General features: G+C 60.2%; 16 protein-coding genes. 8 read left to right on the top strand and 8 right to left on the bottom strand.

The window, feature by feature from the left end:
- Nucleotides 1-16 precede the first annotated feature (16 nt).
- Both NCR34_RS26140 and NCR34_RS26135 read right to left on the bottom strand, forming a co-directional pair.
- A complete protein-coding gene (locus NCR34_RS26140) occupies nucleotides 17-940 on the bottom strand; it encodes a tyrosine-type recombinase/integrase (RefSeq protein WP_250501269.1) in 924 nt (307 codons plus the stop codon).
- A 38-nt stretch (nucleotides 941-978) separates the two neighbouring features.
- A complete protein-coding gene (locus tag NCR34_RS26135) occupies nucleotides 979-1,677 on the bottom strand; it encodes a nucleoside 2-deoxyribosyltransferase (protein WP_350029455.1) in 699 nt (232 codons plus the stop codon).
- Between the two features lie 267 nt (nucleotides 1,678-1,944).
- On the opposite strand from NCR34_RS26135, the gene NCR34_RS26130 reads away from it, so the two are divergent.
- The 7 genes from NCR34_RS26130 (at nucleotide 1,945) to NCR34_RS26105 (ending at nucleotide 4,982) form a co-directional block, all read left to right on the top strand.
- On the top strand, nucleotides 1,945-2,220 hold the full coding sequence (locus NCR34_RS26130; protein ID WP_248324049.1) for a plasmid mobilization protein: 276 nt from the start codon (nucleotides 1,945-1,947) through the stop codon (nucleotides 2,218-2,220).
- A complete protein-coding gene (locus tag NCR34_RS26125; RefSeq protein WP_248324050.1) occupies nucleotides 2,220-2,417 on the top strand; it encodes a hypothetical protein in 198 nt (65 codons plus the stop codon). The genes NCR34_RS26130 and NCR34_RS26125 overlap by 1 nt, the downstream gene beginning before the upstream one ends.
- 20 nt (nucleotides 2,418-2,437) lie before the next feature.
- Nucleotides 2,438-2,686, top strand: a complete 249-nt coding sequence (locus tag NCR34_RS26120; RefSeq protein ID WP_248324051.1) for a hypothetical protein — start codon at nucleotides 2,438-2,440, stop codon at nucleotides 2,684-2,686.
- 589 nt (nucleotides 2,687-3,275) lie between these two features.
- On the top strand, nucleotides 3,276-3,410 hold the full coding sequence (locus tag NCR34_RS28115) for a hypothetical protein (protein ID WP_256465429.1): 135 nt from the start codon (nucleotides 3,276-3,278) through the stop codon (nucleotides 3,408-3,410).
- A 20-nt stretch (nucleotides 3,411-3,430) separates the two neighbouring features.
- The gene (locus tag NCR34_RS26115) at nucleotides 3,431-3,799 is read left to right on the top strand and encodes a hypothetical protein (RefSeq protein WP_248324052.1); all 369 of its coding nucleotides are present in this window, start codon (nucleotides 3,431-3,433) and stop codon (nucleotides 3,797-3,799) included.
- 161 nt (nucleotides 3,800-3,960) lie between these two features.
- A complete protein-coding gene (locus tag NCR34_RS26110) occupies nucleotides 3,961-4,308 on the top strand; it encodes a hypothetical protein (RefSeq protein WP_248324053.1) in 348 nt (115 codons plus the stop codon).
- 170 nt (nucleotides 4,309-4,478) lie between these two features.
- Nucleotides 4,479-4,982 (top strand): hypothetical protein, encoded by a 504-nt coding sequence (locus NCR34_RS26105; protein WP_248324054.1) that lies wholly within the window; start codon nucleotides 4,479-4,481, stop codon nucleotides 4,980-4,982.
- A gap of 71 nt (nucleotides 4,983-5,053) precedes the next feature.
- Here NCR34_RS26105 and NCR34_RS26100 read toward each other — a convergent pair whose 3' ends face one another.
- The 6 genes from NCR34_RS26100 to NCR34_RS26075 all read right to left on the bottom strand — a co-directional run bounded on the left by NCR34_RS26100 (nucleotide 5,054) and on the right by NCR34_RS26075 (nucleotide 12,203).
- Entirely contained in the window at nucleotides 5,054-5,788 is a 735-nt protein-coding gene (locus NCR34_RS26100) for a Crp/Fnr family transcriptional regulator (RefSeq protein ID WP_248324055.1), read from the bottom strand.
- 636 nt (nucleotides 5,789-6,424) lie between these two features.
- Nucleotides 6,425-7,966 carry a methyl-accepting chemotaxis protein gene (locus tag NCR34_RS26095; protein ID WP_248324056.1) on the bottom strand — a complete coding sequence of 514 codons (1,542 nt, stop codon included), beginning with the start codon at nucleotides 7,964-7,966 and terminating at the stop codon, nucleotides 6,425-6,427.
- Between the two features lie 29 nt (nucleotides 7,967-7,995).
- Nucleotides 7,996-8,484, bottom strand: coding sequence for a chemotaxis protein CheW (locus NCR34_RS26090; RefSeq protein ID WP_248324057.1), 489 nt, complete (start codon nucleotides 8,482-8,484; stop codon nucleotides 7,996-7,998).
- Nucleotides 8,387-9,919, bottom strand: a complete 1,533-nt coding sequence (locus tag NCR34_RS26085; RefSeq protein WP_250501268.1) for an MOSC domain-containing protein — start codon at nucleotides 9,917-9,919, stop codon at nucleotides 8,387-8,389. The genes NCR34_RS26090 and NCR34_RS26085 overlap by 98 nt, the downstream gene beginning before the upstream one ends.
- A 77-nt stretch (nucleotides 9,920-9,996) precedes the next feature.
- Complete coding sequence (locus tag NCR34_RS26080; protein ID WP_248324058.1) at nucleotides 9,997-10,503, bottom strand: lipocalin-like domain-containing protein; 507 nt, start codon at nucleotides 10,501-10,503, stop codon at nucleotides 9,997-9,999.
- A 1,046-nt stretch (nucleotides 10,504-11,549) separates the two neighbouring features.
- Nucleotides 11,550-12,203, bottom strand: a complete 654-nt coding sequence (locus NCR34_RS26075) for a glutathione S-transferase family protein (protein WP_248324059.1) — start codon at nucleotides 12,201-12,203, stop codon at nucleotides 11,550-11,552.
- Nucleotides 12,204-12,376: 173 nt separating this feature from the next.
- On the opposite strand from NCR34_RS26075, the gene phaZ reads away from it, so the two are divergent.
- The coding region (gene phaZ / locus NCR34_RS26070; protein WP_250501274.1) for a polyhydroxyalkanoate depolymerase at nucleotides 12,377-13,219 on the top strand (843 nt) is incomplete at its 3' end.

The raw sequence follows: 13,219 nt of genomic DNA, 5'->3' as shown, positions 1-13,219 counted from the left end.
GAATGCAGAAAGCCACTCAAAGGAAGTCGTGACTGGCCTCGACCGTTTGGCGAAGGCGAGTAGCAGTGCGGTGGCTCGACAAGCCCATAAGATTGCTCACCTGCTCGTTGCTCTTGCCCGCGAGCAGGTGGCGTCGTCCGAATGTATTCCTAAGCAGTCTGGGGCTTTCGTCAGCGGCGGAAAGATTGGCCGCGTGTAAAGCAGAGCGCACGCATTTGAGCATCGTGTCGGGCTGCATCGGTTTGCCGGCCGCCGTCGTAATGAACAGCCACTGAGTGGGGCAGAGTATCGAGCGCCGCCCGTCGGCGTATGCGCGGAGTACGTCGACTGCAAACGCATCTATCGGTACTCGACGCGCGATGCGAGGTCCGTGCTTATCGACGAAGATGGTCGGACGGTCGTTGTCAGCATCGAGGTCGTCGACCCTCAGTTGCCGAAGCTCGGCCGCAGTCACCCCAGAGGCAAGAAAAAGGGCGACGATCGCAACGTTCCGCAGTTGCTTGAACGACTCGGGCTTCGCTGAGGCGATGAGATCCTGCAACCGCGCGTCGTCCTCCGCAGACAGGTAGATAGGCGTCGGCTCGTCCTCTGGCCAACTCTCGTTGTTCAGCATCGCGGCAGCCGGGTTATCTGCCCGTAGCTCCATGTTCACCAAGTGCCGGGTGAAGCGGTCGATCAACTTCAGGTAGCGCAGCGTCGTGGTCGTGCCGGGCGAGCAATCCCGGGCGAGGTCGACGAAGAAGCCCTCAAGGTGATCGGCGCCGTAAGTGGTGACGTTCTGCCGATGCGCGATGAGGAAATCGTTGAACCGCGAGAACATGGAGCGATGCTGGACGATTGATTGATCGGCGAACGCGCGGCGATCAGCACCAGTCGCTTGTTTGCGTTGCCATTGCGCGTAGGCTTCTTCGGGATCGGACAGCCACAGTTCGATAGTCATAAAGTCGATATACTGAAATTTCCAAACCTAACGCGAAGCTACCGCTTCGCCAACCCCGAGCCACCAAGAGGGGGGCCGCCGCCATCCAATGCACCCTTGATCGCGTCGAGACAAACGTCCGGTCCGCCGACGACGATCTGCGCGGAGCAGGCGAGCATCAGATTCACGGTCAGCCCAAAGTCCTCGATGAGATAGCCGGCTCGGCACACGCCCCCGGCACTGCTCACGGACGTAGCCTCGACGCGCTTTGCGAGCGTCACGGCGTTGGACCGATAGCCCCAAACCGGCTTTGCAAGCGCCGCCGCAAACCCGACCTCAAACGCCGTCCCGCTGTCCGGCTCGCCCGGGCCTCGAAAATCATCCAGGTTCGCCATGACGACGTCGGCAGAGCGGATCAGGTCAACGTTCGCTTGATAGATCCATTGGGCGGCGTCCTGGCCTTGGAGGGACGAGGGCAACTGGCCGTCGAGCGGATAGAGCCCAACGAAGCCGCGATCGCGGCAGAGCTGCTTGAGATGCTCGCCGTGCTCTTTCGCGTCCTGCCGGAAGACATCGAAGCCAGCGAGGTAGATGCGTGGCTCCTTGGCCGCGCGTTCAATCGGCAACGGGGAGGGGTCGAACCTCCCTTCGCGGACTCTGCGTTTGATGCGGTTGAGTTGCCGCTTCACAGCAAGGACGCTTTTGCCGAGGCTCGACGCGATCTGGTCGATCGGCAAACCCTGGTCAAGCAACTCCATCAAATCCCGCTGCGACCTCGTCGGACTTCTTCTCTGCATCGGTTCGGGGCTGACGGTTCTGGTTATTGACGCGTATGAGCTTACCAATATCCCGGCGGAGTCAAGTCAGCCGCGCACCAGCCGACGTTGATTGCCCGCTGGTGCCATATGCGGCTCGCGCCGCGTTGGACGATTAAAGGCCACGCCGCGAACGCCGTTAAACATCTTGATTTCGCCGCGAGGGCCGCTATTATGTACATATCATGTGCATGTACATAGGGGTGTGCGATGGCAGCAGCAACCGATCGGATCGTCGTGCAGGTTACGCCCGACCAGAAACAGGCGATCGCGCGTACCGCGAAGCGTCTGGGGTTGAACGTCAGCGAACTGATGCGACAGGCAGCGCAGGGCTTCACCCCCTCTGAAGACGAGCAGGAAATTCTCGCGCTTGTTGAGCGCGTGAACATCTCGACCAAAGAGGCGAGCGACGCTCTGGACGAAGCACTCGCGTTCGTTGCGGAGTCGAACAAGCGCATCGCGGCAATGACCGAGAGCGAGCAGTAATGGGTGTGACAGACAAGGTATGGGACGCCCTCACCACCGTGATCAAAATGAATGACAAGGTGGTCTCTCTCGCGGGCACGGTCAAAGAGCAGCAAGCGAAGATCGAAGGCCTCACGGAGCGCGTCATCCGCTTAGAAGCGACGCTTGAGCTTTTGATGCGCTCGGGCAGCGATAACAAGAAGCTGCCGCGCTCTTAAACAGGAAATTGTAGGCATCGATGGACCCATATACGCTCGCACGAGCCACGAACGCGGAAGATACGGTGCGGAAGTGGGCCTATGCGGAAAGTTTGGAACGCGACCTTCTGGCCGTAAAGGCCAATCTCGAAGGTATGGAAGCCCTGAAGGACGCCGCGATGAAGCAACTGGCCAAGGCTAACCCTAACGACTACCTCATGACGCAGGCAAATCGCCAAGCGGTTTTCGATGCAGCGTATGACAAGTTCGTTGCCGCCGCGCGACGGTGAACGGATCGGAAAACAGCGCGCAAGGACGTGTATGGCCATCGTGGTGAAACTGTTCGGTAACGGGAACATTGGAGTTACCTTCGCGCTTAACCTTGTGGCCTCAAGCGCCAAATAGTTGACTCATGCGCGACGGGGGAACGCTTCGCGTACTCTATCGCTTTGTTAATCTTCATTCGCCACAACGGCGGCTCAATAATGCTCGTGACATACACTGAATACGCCACCGACCGGGACCTCCTGGTTAGCACGACCTACTCCGACACGGCAGACAACTGCTATGTGCCACGTATCGGAGAGCAAGTTCTCATCAACAACAAGTACTATGAAGTGCTGATGAACGTCTCGACGCCATTCGCACTCTCCAAGAACAACAAAGTGGTCTGCTTCCTGAAAGCCGTCTAGATTTATTATTCAACGAGAAGCATGGAAGATTCGCCGTCGCGCGCCGCATTGGAAAACAGGAAGCTGATGGACGCATATGCGCTGATGAAGGCGCGCGAAGCGCAACGCGTGGCCGCAGACTGGAAGGCTTACGCTGCTCGCGTAGAGAAAGTGCTACACGGCACCGAAGCGAACTATCAAGCAAGGTATGACGGCATTGAAGGACGCGCTCCTAGCGGAATTGGCCCGCGTCGATCCGCAGAATCGCCTGCTGGCCCAAGAAAACCGGCAAGCGATTTTCGATGCAGCGTATGACAAGTTCATCGCCGCGCCGCGACGGTGAACGGATCGGGAAAACAGAACATGCATAACTATTGGGTAGTAGGCGCGACATGGGGCGGCCAAAAGGACCAGTCGGAAGTTTTTATCCGGCGGGGGTATTGGTTCATGGGATGGGCCGACGAAGAACAGCCATCGCAAGCCTCGCTGCGCGATGAGATTCGTGAAGGTGACCGGATCGCCATTAAGCGAATGCTTGGGCAAGGTTCCAAGGAGATTGAGATCCGCGCACTTGGTGTCGTGAAGGAAGTAGACTCAAAGGACAAGCGCGTCTACGTCCATTGGGCAGCCAAGGACCTCAATCGGCGAGTGGCAGCCAAGGGATGTTTCGCATCAATCCATGGACCATTCAATGCGGATGACCAATGGACGCGACAGGTCTTCCAACTTTAGGCCCAACGGATACTTGGCGCGAAATCGGAAAACATGCCCGTAACATCTTCAACTACTAGGATTTAAGCATTGTGCGCGGATTGGCTGGGATCGGGGTTGTTTGCTTGGTAGTCGCTGGATGCACGGCGACGCCGCCTGGAAAGCTTTCTGACGATGCATATGTGCTTTCGCAGAAGCATTACGCGTCTTCTCCAACCATTACTCTCGCCCGCTTTCGGCAAGGTCTGCGCCAGTGCGGCCCAACAAGCGATGGATTGGTGTTCGTTCGTCACTTTGGCGTCGCGGATTGCTTAACCGCCGAGGACGGCCACGCGGTTTGCGACCTGTATGTCGGTGGCGCGGCGGGCGGAGCTTCAAATTTCGTGCTGGGGCGTGCCGACTTTTACCGCGACAACGTTTCGGGAACGAACGCGGAGTACCGCGTTCGTAAGATGGCCGCGCACAATGAAGCCACTCTCGAGGCTTGGGACAACTTCTCTAGCGGTAACGCCAGCAACACCTGTGAATAGGAGCATTCGGAAGCCCGCCATGCCCTGCCGGATGGAAGCCGTTAGTTCGCCGCAGGTACCTGCACCAGTAGCGCGTCAACCGCTAAACATCTTGGCCGCTGAGCCGTTATTACGCGAAGGCGGGCGCATCAGCCTTCAACGGATGGAAGAAACAGCGAGCTTCACAAGCAATGACGATAGGCGAAGAAACGACAATCTACGTTCAATTACAGATCGACGTGTACGGCGGTTGCATTGAGCTAATGAGCAGAGATGTCCCCGAGGCAGAGGCGCGTCGCATGTTCGGCAAGGTGGTGGCCGACCCTCGATCGGTGAAAGAAGATATCGCTGCACTGCTTGCGACGGAAACTCGCGGCGACACCCTGCTATTGGGTTACTCGGCGCCCGGACTTCGCGGTCGTCACGGCACGGTTGAGTTTGCCCTTGAGCATGCAGTCGATGCTGCCGAGAAGTATTTCGGCTTTCCAGCCGATGAACTGCGCGCAGCGCTCCAACCTGCTAACGTCTCCGCGCTGATCGATGAGCGTGAACGCGGCATGGCGACTCTGCAAGACGAATTTCCCGAACTGGCCGAACTGTATGAGGCGTTCGTCGATGCCGTCGACGACTTAAGGGAAGACCCACCGCACGAAGTGACGCGAGAGATTGCGCTCAACCGTGGAGCGCTGCACTAAAGAGCTGCGTCACTAGCGTGAGGCAAGGCGCGACACCCGATCGCGCCGTCTCATCATCGCGCCTAGTTAGGCTACGCAAATGCATCCGCCTGACGCGTCCCCGGCAGCATTCGATCGAACTCGCGCTTGACGATGCCATAGCATTCGCACGAGCGCGCTTCGAGTGCCGCCCGGTCAAGCAGCCTGATGCATCCGCGCGTGTTGTGAAGAACCCCGGCCTCGTGCAGTTTCCCAACCGCTTCTGTTACCCCTTCGCGACGCACACCGAGCATGTCAGCGATCGATTGCTGCGTCACCCGCATCTCGTCCGAGCGTACACGGTCCGCTTGAAGCAGGAGCCACCGGCACACCTGCTTGCTCAACGCGTGATGACGATTGCACGCGGCGGTTTGTGCGACCTGCGTGAGCAGCGCTTGCATGTACAGGAGCGTGATGCGCCGGAGCAGGTCGGAGCGGCCGAAGTGCGCCCTCAGAGCGCTGGCGGTCATGCGATACGCCGACCCCGCTACCTGGACCTGCACGCGCGTGGGCATGGTATCGCCGCCGGTCAACACCGGCACGCCAGTCATACCTTCGCGTCCGATTGCCGCCACCTCGACGCTGCCGCCGTCTTCCATCGTGTGCAACAGCGTGATGACTGCCGTCGTCGGGAAGTACACGTGATGGATGCGTTTGCCCGAGTCGCATAGAAGCTGCCCCGCGCGCAGTTGAACCAGTTCAAGGTCGGCGGCGACCAGTTCCCATTCGTTCGAGGGAAGGGCGCCCAGCAAATGATTGCCGTGAAGGTCGGACTTGAATGTCAGCATTGGTCTCTCGTCTTGTCGCTGTCGTTTCCTGCGGCCGCTTTTCGTGTCCGGATCGGTAGTCCGATCCGCCGAACTCTTGCGGCCGACCCCGTAGCACCGTGGCGCTGTCTGCTGAAGAACAGAACACGCTATTTTTTAAGTGCTTCGTCGTACATAAGCGAGAGCCATGCCATAGCGCGGTAAAGCTCATACCAGCAGGGGAAAGGGCGGCGGCTCGGCCAAAACGTCGCGAGGCTGCGACGTCTTTTTGATTCATCCATGAGGAGGCGGTAGCTTACCCATGATCGCCACCCGGACCTAAGACAGTTACGTTCAGAAAACCTTTTAACGTTTGCGAGGGTTGAAAAGCCCAATGAAACACGTTGAGCCTTCCACCTGCGGGGGACTTGAGTCGCCTTTCAAAAACGTTTCAAGACTGAGTCAAGGCCGCCCGCTGTCGTTACGGCCGCTGGCTACGAGCTAGTCCACGCTTGAGCGAGAAACGTTGCACTTTTGCGCGACCGTTGCCATTTGCTACCGGTTGATCGCCGCCCTTCATCCTTCCTGCAGCCGCCACGTCTTGTTCGGCGAACCGTCGATCGACTTCTCGAAGCCACTGTCGAACACCCAGGTCCAGGACCGCTCGCCAACGCCTGCTTACGCTTCGGTCTTAAACACGGCCATCGTCGCGCGCAGCGTTTCGGCTTGATCTTGAAGCGAACCGGCAGCGGCGGCGGCCTGTTCGACGAGCGCTGCATTTTGCTGGGTGACCTCGTCCATCTGGGCAATCGCCGTATTCACCTGCTCGATGCCGCGACTCTGTTCGTTCGAAGCAGACGCGATCTCGTCCATGATGTCGGTGACCTTCTGAATCGCTGCGCCGATCTTGGTCATCGTCTCCCCGGCTTGCCCGACAAGGGTGGTGCCGGTGTTGACACGCGAAGTGGACGCTTCGATCAACTCGCGGATTTCCTTGGCGGCTGTGGAGGAACGTTGCGCCAGACTACGCACTTCACCAGCGACCACTGCGAAACCACGTCCTTGTTCGCCGGCGCGTGCCGCTTCAACCGCAGCGTTGAGCGCAAGGATGTTGGTCTGAAACGCGATGCCCTCAATCATCCCGATGATCTCGGCGATCTTGTGCGAGCTTTGCTCGATCTCTGCCATTGTTCCGACGACGTTCGTGACGATTGTCGCGCCTTCCTTCGCAACGTCGCGCGCGTTGCCAGCCAAGCCGCTAGCCTGGCGGGCGTTCTCCGAATTGTGCTTCACGGCCGCCGTCAGTTCTTCCATGCTCGCCGCTGTCTCTTCGAGCGATGCTGCCTGCTGCTCAGTGCGCGACGACAGGTCCGTGTTGCCCACAGCGATTTCACGGCTCGCATTGGCGATCGCATTAGCGGACGTCTTCACGCTGTCAACAGCTGAGAGCAATTGCGTGCGCATGCGGGCCATCGAATACATGAGGCTTGAGCGGTCGTCCGCAGCAGTGGCTACTTCGACTGCGAGATTGTTGTCAGCGATCTGGTTCGCGACCTCAGCGGCGTATGCCGGCTCACCGCCCATCGAGCGGAGAATGCCGCGATTCAGGCGCGCCACGACAACGCTCAGCACAACCGCGATCACCACAAGGATACCGATGCTCCATTCGAGCGACGTGTAGAACGCGGCATCAATGTCGTCGATATAGACGCCTGTCACGACGAGCCAGTCCCAGGGCTGATACAGCGACACGTAGGACATCTTCGGCAGGATCTTGCTGCTTCCGGGCTTCGCGAACGAATAGTAGGTGTAGCCCGCGCCCTGGCGCTTCGCTACGTCAATCAGGTCGCGGTACAGATAGACGCCGTTTGGGTCCTTGAAGTCCATCATCATCTTGCCGACAAAATCTGGCTTCATCGGATGCACCAGCACCTTTGCCTGCGAATCGAAGACGCTGAAGTAGCCGTTGTCACCGAATCGGATATCGCGGATCGCGCTGAGCGCGCCTTGCTTGGCTTGCTCTTGCGTGATCACGCCGGTACTGGCTTGCTGGGCGAACTCACGAATGATGCTGTTCGCGACTTCCGTCGCGTGCTTAATGTCCAACTGCGTCTGTTCCGTGCGAATCGAGCGCATGCGGAACGCGTCGGCAACGGAGATTCCTGCGAGGCACACAAGGCTGAGCAGTAAAGGCAGCCAGAGCTTTCTAGAGAAGGTCATGTCGCGGGCGTCTATGTTCGTTGGTGTGGTCAGGCGGTGACGCCTTCGATGAGCGCCATTTCCTCGCTCGTGACGAGCTTCTCAATGTCCATCAGGATGAGCATGCGGTCGTCAATCGTGCCGATGCCGGTGATGTAGTCGGTGTTGAGCGTCGAATTGAACTGCGGCGCTGGCCGGATTTGGTCGGGCGTGAGCGTCTGCACATCGGAAACGCCGTCCACGACGATGCCGACAATGCGGCCCGCCACGTTAAGCACGACAACAACCGTCTGGTCGTCGTAGGTGGCGCTCTCCAACTCGAACTTCAGGCGCATATCGGCAATCGGCACGATCACGCCGCGCAGGTTGATAACGCCTTTGATGAACACGGGCGCGTTGGCAACGCGCGTCACGGCGTCGTACCCACGGAGTTCCTGGACCTTAAGGATATCGATGCCGTACTGCTCTTGGCCCAGGTTGAAGATTAGAAATTCTTGGCCGCCCGCCTCGGGCGCACCGTGTCTTTGATCGCTGTTCATTTCCGCAAGTGCCGTTTCGAATTTTCTGCTGCGCCCGTTGTAGCGGACGGCTACCTATGCCAGCGAGCGCCCCTTTCATATCGTCCATGAAGCGGAACGGTCCACAGAGATAGATGTCCGCGTCGCGCGTGATACCGGCCTCGCTCAGAACCGCTTGCGACAGGCGCCCCGTCGCGTCGAAATCCACGCCCTCGCGGTCGCCCGCAGCGGGCTTGCTGTAACAGACGTGGCTGCGTCCGTGAGCGAGCGTGGACACCAGAGCGCGAACTTCGGCGGCGAACGGATGATGCTTCCCATCGCGCGCGGTGTGCATCCACAAGACCGGCCGCGTCGAGCGCGCCGCCGACAGCGCATGCAGCATCGAAAGAACCGGCGTCGCGCCGATGCCCGCGCTGAGCAGCACCACGGGTCCGTCGCCCGGCTGCAGAACGAAGCTGCCGCGCGGCGCGCTGACGTCGATCGTATCGCCCACGTGCACATGTTGCTGGAGATAGGACCCGGCTGCGCCATCCGGCTCGATCTTCACGCTGATCCGGTAGCTCTCCGGCGAAGGCCCGCCTGAAATCGAATAACTGCGGTAAAGCGGCGGTCCGCCGGCCGTTGCGTGCAGACGCAGCACCAGGTATTGCCCCGGCAGAGCGGGGCGCAGCGGCCTACCATCCGCGCTTGTGAAGCGGAGCGAGAGGACGTCGGCAGACTCCGGTTTGACTGCGGAGACCTTGAGTGGCCCGAAACCCGGTGCGGCGGCATTCGCTGCCGCTGCCGCCGCGAGCCCGGGATTTCCGCCCTTCGCGCCGTCCTTCAGAAGCGCCTCGAAAGACCGCCGCCAACCCGGCGACAGCGCTTCGATCCGCAACGCTCGCTCCAGTTGATCGCGTGGATGATGAGCCGAGTAAAGCAGCGCATTAACTTGCGTGACGCTCATGAGCTCTTCGGCTTCGCCGACCTTCACGATCTCGTCGCCCGCGCCCACGTCGCCTTCCTGCAGGACGCGCAAGTAGAAGCCGGGTCGTCCGCTCGATGTGAGCAGGGCGGGCATACGCGGTTCGTTCATGCGGATGCCGACGCGATAGCAGGTCACGCGGGGCTGCGTCACCTCGAACAGCGCGCTGCCGATTCGATAGCGGTCGCCGATGCACACATCGGAATCGGGCAGTCCTTCGATCGTGAAATTTTCGCCGAACTGTCCGCAGGCGAGGTCGTTGCGTTTCAGTTCCGTCTGCCAGTAGCGCGACGATTCGATCTGGTAGACGAAAACGGCGCGCTGCTCGCCGCCGTGGCCCGCGAGATCGCCCTGGCCGTCGCCATCGAGGTTCAGCCGTCCGACGCGGCATCGGCCGCGCACAGGTTGTTTCCAGATGCCGGTATGCACCGTGCGGCCTTTCCACTCGATGTCGCGCGGAAGCCCGACATTCACCGATAGTAGTCGCGCCATGGTCGTCACCGCTCGATGTGTTCGCACGGCACCTGCCCGCGCGGAGTAAAGCCCGATTCGCAGAGCCACATTTCGTTTCATCGCGGCTGCGAGGATTTGACCCTTTCGAAGATCAGAATGCCGACGCCCTCGCGCCCGTCCACTGGACTCTTGTTCTCTTCCGTCTTGATCGTGAGTGTGTCGCCATCGACGGTGAAGAAGCGCAATTGGTTAGTTCCAATACGTCTGCCATCCCATTCTATGTCGATGTGATGGACGACCTGACCTGGAGAAACGTCGTACGTACCGCCGTAGGCCAGCATCGATTTATGGAGTTGCACTCGCTCTTCGTCGGTGGGCTCCGCCCGCGGGCGCGGCTGATCGCCAGAAACAAAAAATGCAACCATCCGCCCGTCCGGCAAATAGCTAAGATAGCCCTCAGGATGTTCGCCCAGCTGGTTGTATCGCTCGCGCGTTCCCATGTCTTCGCGCACAAACGAGATTAGACGCCATGTCCCTAATAAAGGATTTGAATCCGACAGCGCATGTGTAGAGAGGCACAGCATGCTCGCGGTCAGGAAAAGCAACACCAGTCGTTTTTCCACCGAACGTTCCCTCCGCTCCTCACTGCTAGCGACAAGAGACATTACCCGGGCTGGCATCGTGGGCAGAGTCACCCCCGCTGCCGCGTAGGGTCTGGCCATTGAATCAAGACGCCCTGGCAGGCGCGGCGACGCTAACCATACTAGGCCATTTTTTCGCGGCTTTTAAAGCATTTGGCTCACGCGATCGTGAATGCCAGCAAGCAAATTGCCTCGGAGAACACTGACTTGTCATCGCGCACGGAGGAGCAGGGCGCCTCGCTTAAGGAAACGGGTGCAAGCATGGAGGGAAGTGACCCCTTCCGGTGCGCAAGATTCCAAGATGCGCGGCAGGCCAGCGTCCTCACGGGCAATTGGTCAGCCTTGTATGCTTATCTGGATTGCTGACACCCAGCTACTCCCGAGGGGTGAGTCAAGCCCGCCGACGCTATGTGTTCAAACCACACGGCGTCGGACGATATCGTGGGCGACTGGTCGCAGGATTCGGTTAAGAGACGCTCGGCGCGCCGAGCGGCGAACGCCTGGATCGGGTCGGTTTGATGCGTTCGCCGGCGGCCACGTCCCGGCCAGTACCGGAAATCGCTCGGCTCGGCGAAAGCAGATCAACCAGGCCGTCACGCATATTGACACTGCGACTCAACGGAACGCGGCGCTCGTGGAGCAAGTCGCTGACCGCACACTCGATGAAGTTCCAGGCGGACGATTTGATTTCGAAGGCAAATCATTCAAAGTGGTCAAACGGACGCGCGCAGGATCGCAACCGCTGTTTTTTTCCCCTTGTCGCGCGCCTGGCGCGAAGATAGGCCTGGCGAGGTGGCGAGGAGCTCGTCACCTAGTCGCGGCGCTGAAGTGAAGTCGCCGGCGACCAGATCGAACGACGGAAGCATCAGAGCACAGCGATCACCAAAAAAATTCGCCAAGGCGATGGCTGCCTTGGCGCAGCTTCTGCGCCGTCGCGTGGTCGGACTTGATCGTTGCCAGACTTAGCCCGACGTTCTGTCGTGGCACTCGATGGTTTCTGTATAAATTTACTGACGCGCGCGGCCGTTTTAGAACTCGATATCCAGCTCGTCGATTTCTTCGGCTTCCTGTTGCGCATCGGCGATCCAGCGGCGCATCTCCGGCATCGCGAGAATGCGCGCGCCATAGCCGACGATATCGGCGTCGAGTTTCACGTCGTAGGTGACGAAGCGGGTGACGACCGGCGCGAACATCGCGTCCGCGCACGTTCGTTCGCCGAACAGATACGGTCCGCCATACTGGGCGAGGCATTCATGCCAGATCGTCACGATCCGTTCGATGTCGGTCTGCGCGCGCGCCCATACCTTGAAGCCGGGAAAGTGCGCTTTCAGGTTCATCGGCAGGGCGGAGCGCAATGCGGCAAAGCCAGAATGCATTTCGCCGCAGATCGCTCGGCAGTGCGCGCGCTCGGCGCGTTCCTTCGGCAAGAGACCGGCATCGGGGCAGACTTCGTTCAGATATTCCGCGATGGCGAGCGTGTCCCAGACCTTGATGCCGTCGTGAAAGAGACGCGGCACGAGAATCGACGGCGACAGCAGAAGCAGTTCGGCGCGCGCGCCGGGATCGTCGGCGGGCATCACGACTTCCTCGAATGGCAGTCCGCTGAACTTCGTCAGCAGCCAGCCGCGCAGCGACCACGACGAATAGTTTTTGCTGCTGATGGTGAGCGTGGCGTTCGCCATAAGTCTTCCTCGCGCGTCGTGCACCAAGACGGATCGAGCGCGGTGCTCTTACGCACCGAAGCGCGGCAAAACGCGCTCGTAGATGGCATCGGTGCAAAGCCTATGCCAATCGCATGACCGCGGGCGTGTCGCCGGGACATCGAATGGCATGGCTATTGCCTTCCTTTGCGGCCATGAATCCGTACACCTACGCGGGCTATCAGCTCTGGTCCGACGCGATGCTGCCGATGCGCCATGCCGCCGAGCTGGTCGGAGGCGCGCTGCGCGGCTGGCGAGAGATGGGCGAGACGCCGCAAGGCCGCGGTCTTGGCGCGTTCTGCGAACAGATCGCGCTCGCCGGGCTCACGCACGCGCGTCCGCCTTTCGATATCGCGCCGGTGAAAGTCGAAGGAAGAACGATGCGCATCGTGGAGGACGTCGCGGCATCGACGCCATTCTGCGGTCTGCTTCATTTCCGCAAGGACGATGCGTCCGTCGCTCAGCCGCGCGTACTCGTCATCGCGCCGATGTCCGGCCACTTCGCGACGCTCCTGCGCGGCACCGTGCAGACGATGCTCGCCGATCACGACGTCTACATCACCGACTGGCGCAATCCGCGCGATGTTTCGCTGATGCATGGCCGCTTCGGCTTCGACGAATACGTGCAGCACATCATCAATTTCATCGGAACGATCGGGCCGGGCGCGCATCTACTCGCCGTGTGCCAGCCGACGGTCGCGGCGCTCTCGGCCGTCGCGCTGATGGCCGAGGACCGGAATCCCGCCGAGCCGGCGAGCATGACGCTGATGGCCGGTCCCATCGATACGCGCGTGAATCCGACGCGTGTGAACGAGCTCGCGAAAAGCAAGCCGATCGACTGGTTCGAGCGCAATCTCATCAGCATGATGCCGTTCGGCTTCGCGGGCGCGATGCGGCGCGTCTATCCCGGCTTCGTGCAGCTGGGCGCATTCATGTCGATGAATCTCGCGCGGCACATCGAATCGTTCGAGGAGATGCATCATCAGCGTGCGAAGGGC

Source organism: Caballeronia sp. GAWG1-5s-s, assembly GCF_023631445.1.
In the GTDB taxonomy this organism is placed as follows: Bacteria; Pseudomonadota; Gammaproteobacteria; order Burkholderiales; family Burkholderiaceae; genus Caballeronia.
Note: the sequence above shows the minus strand (reverse complement) of the source record. Positions and strands in the feature narration are given on the sequence as shown.

Coding starts and splice junctions, on each gene's coding strand:
- NCR34_RS26140 (WP_250501269.1), bottom strand. CDS start 940: ATGACTATCGAACTGTGGCTGTCCGATCCCGAAGAAGCCTACGCGCAA.
- NCR34_RS26135 (WP_350029455.1), bottom strand. CDS start 1,677: ATGGAGTTGCTTGACCAGGGTTTGCCGATCGACCAGATCGCGTCGAGC.
- NCR34_RS26130 (WP_248324049.1), top strand. CDS start 1,945: ATGGCAGCAGCAACCGATCGGATCGTCGTGCAGGTTACGCCCGACCAG.
- NCR34_RS26125 (WP_248324050.1), top strand. CDS start 2,220: ATGGGTGTGACAGACAAGGTATGGGACGCCCTCACCACCGTGATCAAA.
- NCR34_RS26120 (WP_248324051.1), top strand. CDS start 2,438: ATGGACCCATATACGCTCGCACGAGCCACGAACGCGGAAGATACGGTG.
- NCR34_RS28115 (WP_256465429.1), top strand. CDS start 3,276: ATGACGGCATTGAAGGACGCGCTCCTAGCGGAATTGGCCCGCGTCGAT.
- NCR34_RS26115 (WP_248324052.1), top strand. CDS start 3,431: ATGCATAACTATTGGGTAGTAGGCGCGACATGGGGCGGCCAAAAGGAC.
- NCR34_RS26105 (WP_248324054.1), top strand. CDS start 4,479: ATGACGATAGGCGAAGAAACGACAATCTACGTTCAATTACAGATCGAC.
- NCR34_RS26100 (WP_248324055.1), bottom strand. CDS start 5,788: ATGCTGACATTCAAGTCCGACCTTCACGGCAATCATTTGCTGGGCGCC.
- NCR34_RS26095 (WP_248324056.1), bottom strand. CDS start 7,966: ATGACCTTCTCTAGAAAGCTCTGGCTGCCTTTACTGCTCAGCCTTGTG.
- NCR34_RS26090 (WP_248324057.1), bottom strand. CDS start 8,484: ATGAACAGCGATCAAAGACACGGTGCGCCCGAGGCGGGCGGCCAAGAA.
- NCR34_RS26085 (WP_250501268.1), bottom strand. CDS start 9,919: ATGGCGCGACTACTATCGGTGAATGTCGGGCTTCCGCGCGACATCGAG.
- NCR34_RS26075 (WP_248324059.1), bottom strand. CDS start 12,203: ATGGCGAACGCCACGCTCACCATCAGCAGCAAAAACTATTCGTCGTGG.